At 72.0% G+C, this 13,794-nt stretch carries 9 protein-coding genes; 3 read left to right on the forward strand and 6 right to left on the reverse strand.

The genetic code is table 11. From position 1 onward, the window contains the following. Nucleotides 1-123: 123 nt before the first annotated feature. From AB0958_RS37660 to AB0958_RS37680, 5 genes are all read right to left on the reverse strand, one after another. Nucleotides 124-1,626: an MFS transporter gene (locus AB0958_RS37660; protein WP_366894994.1), complete on the reverse strand. Its 1,503-nt coding sequence runs from the start codon at nt 1,624-1,626 to the stop codon at nt 124-126. 193 nt (nt 1,627-1,819) lie between these two features. After that, nucleotides 1,820-4,645, reverse strand: coding sequence for an NHLP bacteriocin export ABC transporter permease/ATPase subunit (locus tag AB0958_RS37665; protein WP_366894995.1), 2,826 nt, complete (start codon nt 4,643-4,645; stop codon nt 1,820-1,822). A gap of 1 nt (nt 4,646) precedes the next feature. Then, a complete protein-coding gene (locus AB0958_RS37670; protein ID WP_366894996.1) occupies nt 4,647-6,869 on the reverse strand; it encodes an NHLP family bacteriocin export ABC transporter peptidase/permease/ATPase subunit in 2,223 nt (740 codons plus the stop codon). Then, a complete protein-coding gene (locus AB0958_RS37675) occupies nt 6,866-7,672 on the reverse strand; it encodes an HlyD family efflux transporter periplasmic adaptor subunit (RefSeq protein ID WP_366894997.1) in 807 nt (268 codons plus the stop codon). Before AB0958_RS37675 ends, AB0958_RS37670 begins: the two co-directional genes overlap by 4 nt. A gap of 123 nt (nt 7,673-7,795) precedes the next feature. Then, the gene (locus tag AB0958_RS37680) at nt 7,796-8,011 is read right to left on the reverse strand and encodes a type A2 lantipeptide (RefSeq protein WP_132894275.1); all 216 of its coding nucleotides are present in this window, start codon (nt 8,009-8,011) and stop codon (nt 7,796-7,798) included. Between the two features lie 598 nt (nt 8,012-8,609). On the opposite strand from AB0958_RS37680, the gene AB0958_RS37685 reads away from it, so the two are divergent. After that, nucleotides 8,610-8,873 (forward strand): hypothetical protein, encoded by a 264-nt coding sequence (locus AB0958_RS37685; protein WP_366894998.1) that lies wholly within the window; start codon nt 8,610-8,612, stop codon nt 8,871-8,873. A 237-nt stretch (nt 8,874-9,110) separates the two neighbouring features. Next, nucleotides 9,111-10,553, forward strand: coding sequence for a S1 family peptidase (locus tag AB0958_RS37690; protein ID WP_366894999.1), 1,443 nt, complete (start codon nt 9,111-9,113; stop codon nt 10,551-10,553). Nucleotides 10,554-10,670: 117 nt separating this feature from the next. Here the strand turns inward: AB0958_RS37690 and AB0958_RS37695 are convergent, their stop codons facing one another. Then, on the reverse strand, nt 10,671-12,794 hold the full coding sequence (locus AB0958_RS37695; protein ID WP_366895007.1) for a GAF domain-containing SpoIIE family protein phosphatase: 2,124 nt from the start codon (nt 12,792-12,794) through the stop codon (nt 10,671-10,673). Between the two features lie 349 nt (nt 12,795-13,143). On the opposite strand from AB0958_RS37695, the gene AB0958_RS37700 reads away from it, so the two are divergent. Beyond that, nucleotides 13,144-13,752 carry a response regulator transcription factor gene (locus AB0958_RS37700; protein ID WP_366895008.1) on the forward strand — a complete coding sequence of 203 codons (609 nt, stop codon included), beginning with the start codon at nt 13,144-13,146 and terminating at the stop codon, nt 13,750-13,752. Nucleotides 13,753-13,794 lie beyond the last annotated feature (42 nt).

Here is a 13,794-nt window from a genome sequence, read left to right on the forward strand (position 1 = left end):
CTCGATGGGGAGGATGCAGGCCGCGTGCGACCAGTACTCGAAGGGGAGCGGCGGAGAACGTACGACGAGGGCCGCCGTCTCCCTGCTGACGGCGGCCCCTCGAACCTGCGGCTCCTGCGTGTGTCACATGTGGACGACCGGCGCCGCGTCCGGGTCCTGCACCGGCACCCCGGGCCGGAAGAGCAGGAAGGCGATCACCGCGCCCGCCGCGAACATCCCGGCCGACCACCAGAAAGCCGTGGTGTAGCTCTCGATCGTCGCCTGGGCCTGCACCAGCTTGCTGGTCGCGTCCCGCCCGGAGAGGTAGCTGGTCGCCGCGCTCGCCGCGAGCGTGTTGAGCAGTGCCGTACCGATCGAACCGCCCACCTGCTGCATGGCGTTGACCGTCGCGGAGGCGACACCCGCCTCGTCGGCGGTCACTCCGCCGGTGCCCAGCTGCATGGCCGCCGGCATCACCAGGCCGAGGCCGAGGCCGGTGATGATCAGCTGCGGGAGCACCGCGCTGACGTAGCTGGAGCCGACGCCGATCCCGGTCAGCCAGGCCATGCCGGCCGCGGAGACCGCGAAGCCCAGCGGGATCACGACCTTCGGGCCGAGCCGCGGCACCAGGACCTGGGTGCCGACCTGCGCCGTCACCATCAGACCGCCGATCATCGGCAGGAACGCCACGCCGGTCTTCGTCGGGCTGAAGCCGAGGTTCAGCTGGAGGTAGTAGGTGAGGAAGAGGAACACGCCGAACATGCCACCGGCGGAGATCAGCACCGTGAGGAGCGAGGCAGCCCGGTTGCGGTCCATCAGGATGCCCAGCGGCAGCAGCGGGTGCGCGGCCTTGGTCTGCCACCAGGTGAAGGCCGCCAGGAGCACGACACCCGCGATCAGGAAGCCCCAGGTCAGCGGCGAACCCCAGTCGTGCGTCTCGGCGTTGGAGAAGCCGTAGACCAGCGAGAACAGACCGGCCGCCACCAGGACCGTGCCCAGGACGTCCAGCTTGGAGTTCCCGGCGTCCCGGTGGTTGTGCAGCAGGGCCATGCCGCCCGCGAAGGCGACGAAGGCGATCGCGACGTTCACGTACAGGGTCGAGCGCCAGTCGAACGTGTCGGTGAGGACACCGCCGAGCAGCAGACCGACCGCACCGCCCGCACCGGCGATGGCACCGTAGACGCTGAAGGCCCTCGCCCGCTCACGGGCGTCGGTGAACGTGGTGTTGAGCAGCGAGAGCGCGGTCGGGGCGAGCAGCGCGCCGAAGGCACCCTGCAGGGCGCGCGCGGTCACCAGCATCCCGAAGCCGTTCGCGGCACCACCCAGCGCGGACACGGCGGCGAAACCGACGACACCTATGAGGAAGGCGGTCTTGCGGCCGAACAGGTCGGCGATCCGCCCGCCGAGCAGCAGCAGGGAGGCGAAGCTGAGGGCGTACGCGGTGACGATCCACTGCCGGTTGCCGTCGGAGAATCCGAGGTCGGCCTGGGCGGACGGCAGGGCGATGTTCACGATCGTGGCGTCGAGCACCACCATCAGCTGGGCGATGGCGATGACCGCGAGTATCCACCACCGCTTCGAGGAGGCCACCGGCGGTGCCTCCGCGGCGCCCGCGCGGGCATCGTCGGTCAGAGTCTTCTCGGACATGAGAGAACCACTCCAGGGAAGTCGTTCGAGGAATATCAGAAGGCGTTTCGGTTACAGCGGCTGCACCAGCGCGCGAACGAAACTGTTTCGTACACATCGAGCCTAGACCACTTTCAGCGAAACGGCAACGTTTCGTTGGCATGGCTGAATGCGGTTCCCCGCACCGCAGGGAACCGGGAAGAGTACCGACCGGTCAGGCCAGCTGCCGCCGCACCAGCTCGTGCAGCCGTCCGCCGGTGTCGGCGAGCAACCGCGACGGCGGGCCCTGCTCGGCGACCTTGCCGTCCTCCATCACGATCACCCGGTCGGCGTCCATCACCGTCGACAGCCGGTGGGCGATCACGATCCGGGTGGCGTTCAGCTTCCGGGTGCTCTCGATGACCGTGCGCTGGGTGTCGTTGTCGAGCGCACTCGTCGCCTCGTCGAAGAAGAGGATGCGGGGCCGTCGGATCAGCGCCTGGGCGATCATCAGCCGCTGCCGCTGGCCGCCCGAGATCGCCCCGCTCCCGGCCACGATCGTGTGCAGCCCCATCGGCATCCGCCGGATGTCCTCCGCGAGACCCGCCATCTCGGCCGCCGCCATGGCCTCCTCCGGGGTGTAGGGCTCGGTGCCGCAGATGACGTCCAGGATCGAGCCGGTGAACGGCTGCGCGTGCTGCAGCACCACCCCGCACTGCCGGCGCACGGCGGACTGGTCCAGGGCTCCCAGGTCCTGACCGTCGTACAGGACGCTGCCCGACACCGGCTTGTCGAAGCCGATCAGCAGGCGCAGCAGGGTCGACTTTCCGCAGCCGCTGGGGCCGACGATCGCCACGAACTCGCCCGGACGGACGGCGAAGGAGACGTCGTCGAGGACGAGCGGACCGTCGTCCGCGTACCGGAAGGACAGCCGGCGGGCCTCGACGGCACCGGACAGCGGGCCGGGGCGGGTGCTGGCGGTGCGCACCTCCGGCGCCGCCTCCAGGACCGGCTTGATCTCCTCGAACAGCGGCAGCGCGGCCACCGCCGACACGAAGGAGCCGGTGAGCTGGGTGACCGAGGTGAGCAGCATCGTCACCGACGTGTTGAAGGTGAGGAAGGCCGCCGCGTCCATCACCCCCTTCGCCGGGCCCGCGAGCAGCATGAACATCAGCAGGGTGCAGACCGGGAGGTAGACCGATCCGAGCACGCTGGTGAGGTTCTTGATCCGGCCCACCTTCTGCTGGAGTTCCCGGCTGCGCGCGAACTCCCCGGCCCAGGCCGCGTAGGCGTAGTTCTCGGCCGCCGCCACCCGCAGTTTCGGCAGCCCGCGCAGGGTCTGGAACGCCTGGTTGTTGAGCTTGTTGCCGAGCACCACCAGACGGCGCTGCCAGCGGACCTGCCACAGGCCGAGACCCAGGAACAGAGCGGCGATGACGACCAGCATGCCCAGGGCCGCCAGGGCCATCGGCACGCTGTACCAGAACAGCAGGCCCAGGTTCATCGCGCCGACGGTCACCGACTGGGCGACCACCGGGCCGACGCCCGCCAGCAGCCGGCGCATCGCGCTGACACCCATGGCGGCGCTCGCCAGCTCACCGGTCGAGCGCTGCGTGAAGAACTTCGTCGGCAGCCGCAGCAGCCGGTCCCAGACGGCGGGCTGGAGAGTGGCCTCGATACGGCCCTCCAGGCGGAGGATCGTCAGGTTCTGCAGGAGCGTGAACGCGGCCGACACCACGGCACTGACCATCACCGCCAGACAGACCTGCGCGATCAGGTCGGTCTGCGCCGTCGGCACGTACGTGCCGAGCACCTTGCCGGTGGCGATCGGCACCAGCGCACCGATCGCCACCGTCACCAGCCCGGCCAGCAGCAGGTTGGTCAGGTCGCCCCGGGTGCCGCGCAGACAGAAGCGGAGCAGGCCGAGCGGCCCGAGCGCCTGGTCCGGCAACGGGCGGTAGAACATCACCGCGCGCGGCTCGAACTCCGCCGCGTTCGCCTTCTCCACCGGAGTCTCCCGGCCGGTCGCCGGATGGACGGCCACATAGCCGCCGCGCCGCCACAGCAGCGCGACCGGCGCCCCGGACAGCGCCCGGTGCCCGACCAGCGGACCCACGTTGTCCCGCCACCAGCCGGCGTCGAGCCGTACCGCCCGGGTCCGTACCCGGGAGGCCAGTGCCACCCGCTCGACCGGGTCGATCCGGTCGCTCCCGGTCGGCACAGCACCGGACTGCGCGGGCTCCGCGAGCGTGATGCCGGCCGCCTCGGCGACCAGCCTGCACGCCGCGTAGGAGGCGTCGGCGTCGGCGGCCGTGGTGCGCTTGGCCCCCTTGCCGATGGCGGCCAGCAGGGTCCGGTCGGCCTGGGCGCGCACCGCCTCACCGGCCTTGATACCGGCCGCCGCACGGGTCTCGTGGGTGCGCTCCAGCTGCTCGATCCAGCGGTCGAGGGTGGTCAGCAGCCGGTACTGCTGGTCGACCATGCTCTGCCACACGGCCGGGTCCATCAGCAGGTCGGCGGCCGCCTCCGCGCCGTACAACGAGCCGTACTGCACGCTGCCGGGCGGCACCTGCATCCAGAAGACGTCGTCGTCGGTGGGGGCCGCCGCCCGCTCGCTCGCGGCCATCGGGGCCTGGAAGAGGATCGACAGGCCGCGGCCGACGCCGAGCGCGAGGGCGTACTCCAGGGGGCTGGTGGTCGGCGGTACGTACTGGGGGTTGCCGTACTCGTCGTAGGACCAGGTCTGGGTGCTCGCGGGCTGGTAGAGCTCGCGCAGCCCGACGCGGTGCACCACGCAGTCGCGCAACGGGCGGGCCACCAGGGTGTGTTGCGGTCCCGCGACCGGCCCGAGCAGCAGTGCGCCGGCCTCCAGCCGCCCCAGGTGGTGCCAGTGGCCCTGCTGCTCGGCGTCCACCGCGAACAGGTCCAGGGCGCCGGAGACCACCAGCCACAGCGTCTGCGGCCCTTCGAGGTCCAGCCGGTTGAAGCCGGTGCAGTCGATCCGGGCGCCCAGGGAGCCGAACGCGCCGAGAACCAGGTCACCGCCGTCCACAGTGGTCATCTCATCGCTCCCTGACCAGCGCGGCGTACGCCCCGCCCAGTGCCACCAACTCGTCGTGCCGGCCGCGTTCCACGACCGTGCCGTGCTGGAGCACCACGATCTCGTCGCTGTCGCGGACCGTGCTCAGCCGGTGCGCGATCACCACACAGGCGCAGCCGCGCCGCCGCAGGTTGTCCATGACGATCAGCTCGGTCTCCGCGTCCAGCGCGCTGGTCACCTCGTCGAGGACCAGGATGCTCGGCCGGCGCACCAGCGCCCGGGCGATCTCCAGGCGCTGCCGCTGCCCGCCGGAGAAGTTCCGGCCGTCCTGCTCGACCCTGCTGTGGATGCCCCCGGGCCGACGGGTCACCACGTCGTACAGGGCGGCGTCCCGCAACGCCTCCACCACGGCCTCGTCCGGGATGGACGGGTCCCACAGCGCCACGTTGTCGCGCACCGAACCCTCGAAGAGGAAGACGTCCTGGTCGACGAAGGAGACCGAGGCGGCGAGCGCACCACGCGGGATGTCCTCCAGCCGCTGCCCGTCGATGCGGATCACGCCCTCCCAGGGCGCGTACAGGCCCGAGATCAGCCGCGAGACCGTCGACTTGCCGCTGCCCGAGCCGCCCACCAGGGCCACCTGCCGGCCCGGTCCCACCGTCAGGTCGAAGCCGGTGAGCAGCGGCTTGTCCAGCGGGCTGTAGCCGAAGGTGACGTTCTCCAGCTCGACATGGCCCTGTAGCCGCCGGGTGGACTCACCGGCGCCGGGGCGCGCGTAGACCGGGTCGGCCTGGAAGTTCTCCACGTCCTTCAGCCGGGCCACGTCGGCCGCGAAGTCCTGGATGCGGCCCGCGACGCCGTTCAGCCGGGTCAGCGGGGCGGTGAAGCGGGTCACCAGGGACTGGAAGGCGACCAGGAGACCGACCGAGATACCGCCTTCGACCGCCCGCATCCCGCCGATCCACAGGATCAGCGCGCTGTTGACGGTGGCCAGGGTCGGCGCCACCACGCCGAGCCAGGCGCTCGGCACCCCGAGGCGCTGCTGCTCCTCCAGGGTGCTCGCGTGCTGCCCGGCCCACTTGCGGAAGTAGCCGTCCTCGCCGCCGGTCGCCTTCATCGTCTCGATCAGCTGGAGACCGGTGTAGGAGGTGTTGGTGAGCCGGGCGGTGTCCGCGCGCAGCTTTGCGGTCCGGGTCGCCCGCAGCCGTACGACGAGCCGCATCGCCACGATGTTCAGCAGCGCCACGCCGATGCCGAGGAAGGTGAGCTGCGCGTCGTAGGTGTAGAGGAGCACCGCGTAGAGGACGACCACGACCGCGTCCACACCGGCCGCCGCGAGGTCGCGGGCCAGGGTCTCGGCGACCTGGTCGTTGGACTGCAGGCGCTGGACCAGGTCGGCCGGGCTGCGCTGGGAGAAGAAGGTGACGGGCAGCCGCAGCAGATGGCGCAGGAAGCGGGCGCTGGAGAGGGTGGAGGAGACGATCCGGCCGTGCAGCAGGTTCGCCTGCTGGAGCCAGGTCAGCACCAGGGTGAGCAGCACACAGGTGCCCATCGCCGCGAACAGCACGGTGAGCAGCGAGGTCTGGCCGCCGATCAGGAACAGGTCGATGTACTGCCGGCTGAGCGCGGGCACCGCCGCGCCGACGGCCACCAGCAGCAGGCTGGCCAGCACCGCCGCGGGCATGGTGCCCGCGGTGCCGCGCAGCCGGCCCGGCAGCGCGCCGAGCACGCCCGGCCGCCGGCCGCCCTTCTCGAAGCCGTCGCCGGGTTCCAGGACCAGCACCACACCGGTGAAGCTGCCGTCGAACTCCTCGATGGGGACGAAGCGGCGGCCCTTGGCGGGGTCGTTGATGTGGACGCCCCGGCGGCCGAAGCGGCGGCCCATGCCGTCGTAGACGACGTAGTGGTTGAACTCCCAGAACAGGATCGCCGGCCCCTGCACGTCGGCGAGGGCCGCCAGGTCCATCTGCATGCCCTTGGCGGTGAGACCGTAACTGCGGGCCGCCTTCAGCAGGTTGCTGGCGCGGGAGCCGTCACGGGAGACCCCGCAGGCGATGCGCAGTTCCTCCAGCGGGACATGGCGGCCGTGGTGGCCGAGGACCATGGACAGGGAGGCGGCGCCGCACTCGACGGCCTCCATCTGGAGCACGGTCGGGGTGCGGACCGCCCGGCCGCGGCCCTTGGGCACCGGCCGCTTGGGCGGGGCGGCACGCCGGCGGTTCCGGGTCTCCTGGGCGGTGGTCACGGGAGCAGCCAATCGACGGGATGCTGGTCGGCCAGCCGGATCGAACCCGAGGCCAGGGTCATGGAGTCGAGCTTGAACGGCGGCCCGTCGGCCGAGGACCACCGGTAGCCGCTCTTCGTCGACCTCGACGTGTCCAGCCGGACCAGTACGGCCACCGGGCGGCCCTTCTTCGTGAACTGTTCGCCGAGCTGGCTGTCCCCGAGGAACGCCGAGATCGACTGGGCCGACTGCGCGGCGCGGTCCACCGACTTCACATGGCCGCGCAGCACTCCGTACTCCTGGGTGGACACCGAGGACACGGTCAGGTCGACCGGGGCGTCGGCCGGGATGGCGGCGGCGTTCTCGGCGGGGACGTAGACCGTCGCGTACAGCGGGTCCGAGGCGTGGGCGACCTTCTCCACGGCGGCGACGTTCGCGCCGGTCTGGATGATCTGCCCGATGGTGGCGGCGAGCGCGCTGATCCGGCCCGCGGCGACCGTGCGGACGACCGAGTCGCCCTGGCCGGTGCGGACCTTCAGGACCGGGGAGTTCGCCGGCAGCCGTTCGCCCTGCTCGGCGAGGACGGCCGTGACCTGACCGGCCACCGGGCTCTGCAGGACGTAGCTGCCCTGACCGTGGGTGAGGATGGCCTGCGCGCTCACCGTGGAGGCGACCGAACCGGTCACCGCCCACACCGAGGCCGCCGCCATCACGACGACGGAGACGGACAGCGTGAGCCAGCCCTGCGGCCGGGCGAAACGCACCGGGAGGTCCAGCTCCTCCGGCGACTGGAGCTTGGCGAGGGCCTGTTGGCGGAACTGCACGGAACTTCCCTCACCTGTGGGAGAGATACTCGGGAGATGTGCTGATGACGTGGGTGTCTCGGAACGCCCGAGAGCCCCGGGGCCGGGGATCCGGCTCCGGGACTCAGCGGTGACGAGGTGCGATCAGAGACCGGCGACCAGGTTCGTGACCGGCTGGGTGTTCAGGCCGGTGACACCCTCGACGGTGCCGACAACCGTGTTGACCAGGCCGGAGACCGGGGCAACGCCGTCCACCAGGCCGGTGACGGTGCCGAGAGCGTTCACGGACAGACCGCCGGAGACGTTGTCGAGCTCGGCGTCGGAGATCTCGACGGTCTCAACCTGGGGGGTGGAGTTCATGATGGAACTTCCCTTCATATGGGTATTCACAAGGGGGAGAGCGGCCCCCCAACGGCCCTCTGGGGACAGTGCGGACGGCCGCGACCGCAGGCGCCGGGTGCCCGTTTCCGGGAACCCCTCGGGGCCCTGCGGTGCGATGGATCAAAGCACGCCCACGGTCCGCGCTTCCACTCAAGCAAGCCCCTCACCTGGGCACTTGTGTCCCAGAAGAGTTCAACCGTGCAGGCGTGCGCACGCTGTGTCGGCGACTCCTTCACAAGCCGCACGACTTCGTCGCGGGCACCCGGCTTGCCCTCCCGGCGGTGAATCCGGCACTCCGGGCCAAGTGCCCCTCAGGGGGCGCGCGAATGTGCAGATCCGTCGGCTCCGGTGACCTGCTTGGGCAGTGGATGTGCAGATTCCCTGAAGCAAGGATTCCGGTCCGTGCCCATGACGGAACGTCAATGATCGATCGCCGACCGTGCCGGTCGTGGTGTGTGCACGGTCACCCCGAAGGTGCGGGGACCGTGCCCGCCCGAGCCGCGAGCATGCCGGCCTCTCGTCGCTCATCGTGAGGTCGGCGAACGCCCGCCGCCGGCCCGGCCGGGTGAGCACTGCCGTGATCAAGACATCCGAACCGCTCGCGGCGCGCTGGAAAGACGTGGGCCGCCGCACCGTCGTCATCGGCGCGAACCCGTCCCGGGCCGCCGGGACCGCGACCGCCGTCGCCGTGTCCGCGGCCGCCGTCGGCGCGCGCCCCGGCAACTCGCCGTCCTCCCGGGACAGCTGGTCCGACCAGGGCGGACGCGGCAACGCCCGGTCCACGCGCACCGCCTCGACGGCCGGCTGGAGAGGGAGCACCCAGGGGCGAAGGCGGCGGTGAGGTCTCGTCTGCCTCGCGGCGGTCATCGGGATGCGGGGGGTGTTCCCGGGCCTGCGCGGCACCTTCCGCGGCCCCGCCACGACCCGCGCGCCGTGGCCGATTCGCCCCCGGTCCACAGAAGTTGGGAACCGGAATTGAACGCACCACGTGACCCGCGCGTACCTATGGCCATCCAGGCGCCGCTCACGAACGACTGCCCCTCACGGCAGACACTCCGTCCCTTGGAGGTCGAGAAGTTTGAGTCACAAGCGAATTCCGAAGCGCAAGGCCGCTATCGCGGTGGGCGGTGTCGCGGCGCTCGGAGCTGCGGCCTTCCTGATCCCGATGGCCAACGCGTCCCAGGACGACGCCTCCGGTACCACCGCGGCCGCTCCCAAGACCCTGAAGGCGACGGGCGCCTCGGATCTCGCCGCGCAGCTCCAGCAGCTGCTCGGCCAGGCCTTCGCCGGGTCCTACTACGACAGCGGCAAGCAGCAGCTCGTCGTCAACGTGGTCAACGGCGACAACAACGTCATCGTGCAGGCGAAGAAGGCCGGCGCGGTCGTACGGCAGGTCGCCAACAGCAGCAAGGCCCTCAAGACCGCCGCCCGGACCCTGAAGGCCAAGGCCACCATCCCGGGCACCGCCTGGGCCGTCGACCCGAAGACCAACAAGGTCGTGGTGACCGCCGACAGCACCGTCACCGGCGCCAAGTGGGACAAGCTGCAGTCCACCGTGCAGAGCCTCGGCTCGAACATGGCGACGCTGAAGAAGACCTCCGGCTCCTTCAAGACCTTCGTCTCCGGCGGCGACGCGATCTTCTCCCAGGTGCAGAACGGCGACGTCCGCTGCTCCCTCGGCTTCAACGTCACCGCCTCCGACGGCAGTCCCGCCTTCCTGACGGCCGGTCACTGCGGGGTCGCGGCCAAGGACTGGTCGGACACCCAGGGCGGCCAGCCCATCGCCACCGTCGACCAGGCGCAGTTCCCGGGCAACGGCGACTTCTCGCTCGTCAAGTACAACGACGCCACCACCCAGGCGCCGAGCGAGGTCAATGTGGGCAACGGGCAGACCGTCGCCATCAAGCAGGCCGAGGACGCCACCGTCGGCACGACGGTGTTCCGGATGGGGTCCACCACAGGTCTGCACGACGGCCAGGTCACCGGCCTCGACGCCACCGTCAACTTCCAGAGCGAGACCGACCCGAACGGCGTCGACACCGTCAACGGCCTCATCCAGACCAACGTCTGCGCCGAGGCCGGTGACAGCGGCGGTTCGCTGTTCACGCAGGACGGCGGCGCGGTCGGCCTCACCTCCGGCGGCAGCGGCGACTGCACCGCCGGTGGCGAGACCTTCTTCCAGCCGGTGACCACCGCCTTGCAGGCGACCGGCGCCACGCTGGGCGACGGCGGCGCCGCCGGTGCCGGTGCCGGTGCTTCGGCGGACCCGTCCGCCACCGCGGCCGACCCCTCCGCCTCGGCCGGTGACCAGGCCGGCGGCAACCAGATCGGCGGCACCGCCGACCCGTCCGCGACCGCGGGCGACCAGAGCGGCGCCGGGGACGCGAGCGGCACCGGCACCGGCACCGGTGACCAGTCGGGTACCGGCGCCCAGTCCGGGTCGAACGCGCAGTCCGGGGCGAACGACCAGTCCGGGGCCGCCGCGAACGAGAGCGGCTCGGGCACCCACCAGAGCCGCTGATCGGCCCGACCAGCGGTTCCGGTCGGCAGCGGACGGTCCGGCCCTCCGGCGGGAGGGCCGGACCGCGCGGTGTCCGCCGCGGCCCGGCGGCCGGAGCACTCCCGGGGCTCCGAGAGCTCAGCCGTCGGGCAGCGCCCTGAGCAACAGCACCGCGACATCGTCGACACGCTCCTGCGCCGCCGCACTGTGCCGCACGAGCGTGTCGGCGAGCCTGTCCAGGGGCTGGTCGCCGCTCTCCGCGAGTAGTTCGCCCAGGTCCACCAGCGCGTCCTCGATGTCCACCCCGGGCGATTCCACCAGCCCGTCGGTGTAGAGGGCGAGCACCGAGCCCGGTGCGAGTGACACCTCGGTCGTCGGGTACGTCGCCCCCGCGTCGATGCCCAGCAGCGGGCCCCCGGCCAGGTCCAGCACCTTGACCCGCCCGTCCGGACGTCTCAGCAACGGCGGCGGATGCCCGGCCCTGGCCATCACCGCCCGCCCCCGTTCCGGGTCCAGCCGCAGGTACAGGCAGCTGGCGAACAGGTCCGAGCCGAAGTCGATCAACAGCCGGTTGGTGCTGCGCATGACCTCCTCCGGCGCCTGCCCGACGGTCGTGAACGCCCGCACCCCGGTGCGGATCTGGCCCATCAGGCCGGCCGCCGTCACGTTGTGTCCCTGGACGTCCCCGATCACCGCCGCCGCCAGCGGCCGGGTCGGCACCAGGTCGTAGAAGTCGCCGCCGATCTCCATGCCGTGCATGGCCGGCAGGTAGCGGGCCGCCGCCTCGATGCCGGACGGCGGAATCAGCGAGTGCGGCAGCAGGGCCGCCTGGAGGCCGTGCGCCAGCTGGTTCTTCGCGTCGTAGAGCAGGGCCCGCTCCAGCGCCTGCGCGATCAGCCCGCCGAGACTGGTGAGGACGGCCCGCTCGTCGGCTGCGAAGACGTGCGGTTCCGCGTAGGCCAGTACACAGGTGCCCACCGGTCGGCCCGACGCGATCAGCGGCAGGTACGCCCAGGCCGCGAAGGCGTCCACGGGCCCGTGCCGGTCGGGGTACAGCCGCTCCAGCTGCTGCCGCGACTCGAAGAACCCGGGCACGCCGGTGTTCAGGACATGGGTGCCGGGTGTGCGTTCGGCCAGCGGAAGGCCGTCGAAACGCTCCACGACGTGCGGATCCTCGTAGCCGCGGTGCCCCAGCACGTGCAGCCGGCCGCCCCGCGATCCGAGGATCACCAGGGCCTGGCTGCCGACGGCCGGGGCGACCTCGTCCGCGACCAGTTGCAGCACGTCCTGCACGCCGACCGCCTCGGTGAGCGCCCCGGCCAGGCTCAGCACCTGCGAGATGGTGACCAGCCGGGGGGCGGCCGCGGCGTCGGCCCGCGGCGCCGCCCCCAGCATCTCGGCGACCGCCCGCGCCCGGCTGATCCGGACGGTCAGCCCGCTGGTGCTCGGGTACAGCCGGAACGACAGCCAGTCGCCCGGCGGTTTCAGCGCCACGAACGACGTCACCTGCTGGCTGATCAGCGCCGCCCGGTAGCGGTCCTCGTACATCGGGTCGTTCAGCCAGGGCACCGAGGCCCACGGCTGGGCGCCCAGCAGCCCGTCCACGGGAACGTCGAGCAGCTCGGCCGCCGCCGCGTTGGCGAAGCAGACCCGCCCGTGCAGGTCGAGCGAGGCCAGCCCGTACGGCAGCCGCCCCACCATGCGCGTCGCCTCCACCGTGCCCAGCGTGTCCGCCACCCCCGACGACGGCGTCGCCAGCAGATCCGGCTCGGGCCGCGGCGTACGGTGCTGCCGTGCGGCCCGCTCCAGCCGGATCGCCAGCCGCTCGGCCGCGGCCGTCAGAGCGTCCCGCTCCCGGTCGGACAGGACGGTCGGATGCGCGCCGGGCCAGGTCACGAACATCGCTCCGTAGACGGTGTCCGCCGTCGCCAGCGGCACCGCGGCCAGCGCGAAGGGGTACGGCAGCACCACCGCGACGCGCGGGTACCGGCGCGCCATGTCCTCCTCGCCGCCCACCCACACCAGGCGCCGCTCGCGCGCCGCCTCCGCCACCGGGATCGGCGTACTCAGCCCGACGCGCTCCCAGGGCGCCGCGAAGGCCCGGGGCAGCCCCGCCATCACGGCCATCTCCAGCACCGGCTCGTCGGCGGCCATCAGGTAGACCGCGCCCGAGTGCGCCCTGACCTGCTCCATGATGCCGGCCAGCGCCAACGACAACAGCGGCCGGCCGGCCGGGGTGTCTCCGGCCGGCTGCTCGCCCACGTCCGGCTCCGGCTGCGCGTGAGGTGCCCCCGTCCCGTCGGACACGCCCGCCACCTCCTCGTCCGGCCGCGTGTCAGGTCCTCGGGACCAAGGCTCCCTCGTGGCGGCGACCGGCGCACGGCGAGAGCGGGCGCACGGCCGCGCGGCCGGCCGTCGCCCCTACCCCGTTCGCCCCGCCACATTCCCCCACAGTCGGAGCGCGCGGAGGTGCCCGGGCGCCGGGCGTGCGCCCCCGCGCACCCTGTTGGCCGGAACTCCGCGCCCGCCAGCGGTGGATGACGCCAACAATGGGGCACGCGTTCAACACCTTGCACGGATGAACCGAGTGGGGCCGGCTGAGGGGGAGACGTTGATCCGGGTGCTTCTGGTGCACGACACATGTCTGGTGAGATCGGTCCTGGCGGAGTGGTTACGCCGGGAACCGGGGCTCCGCGTGGACGACACGCCGTGGCACAGTGCGCGTCGGCGGGTACGGACGGAGCGGCCGGACGTGTGCGCGGCGGACCTCGACAGCTCCGGCACGTACGGGGTGCCGCCGCTGAGCGACCTGCGTCCGCCGGAGGTGGGCGCACCGGCGCCGAGGCTGGTCGTGCTGGCAGGTGCGAACAGACCGGGCCTGCTGAAGCGGGCGGCCGAAGCGGGAGTGCTCGGGTACGTGGACAAGGAGGGCGCGCCGGAACGGCTGGTGCACGCGATCCGGCGCGCCGCAGAGGGGAAACGTTTCGTCGACGATTCGCTGGGCTTCGGCTTCCTCAAGGCCGCCGAGATCCCGCTCACCCGACGGGAGCTGAGCGTGCTGGAGCTGGCGGCGGGCGGGGCGTCCATCGCCGAGATCGCCGGGAGCCTGCACCTGTCCCACGGGACGGTGCGCAACTACATGGCCGCGATCACCCGCAAGACCGGCGCCCGCAACCGCGTCGACGCGATCCGGATCTCCCAGGGCGAGGGGTGGCTCTGAGGGAGTGAGGGGGTGACCTCGGTGAGGGGGCCGAGGGGTGAC

The organism is Streptomyces sp. NPDC006655, from assembly GCF_040703965.1.
Taxonomy (GTDB): Bacteria; Actinomycetota; Actinomycetes; order Streptomycetales; family Streptomycetaceae; genus Streptomyces.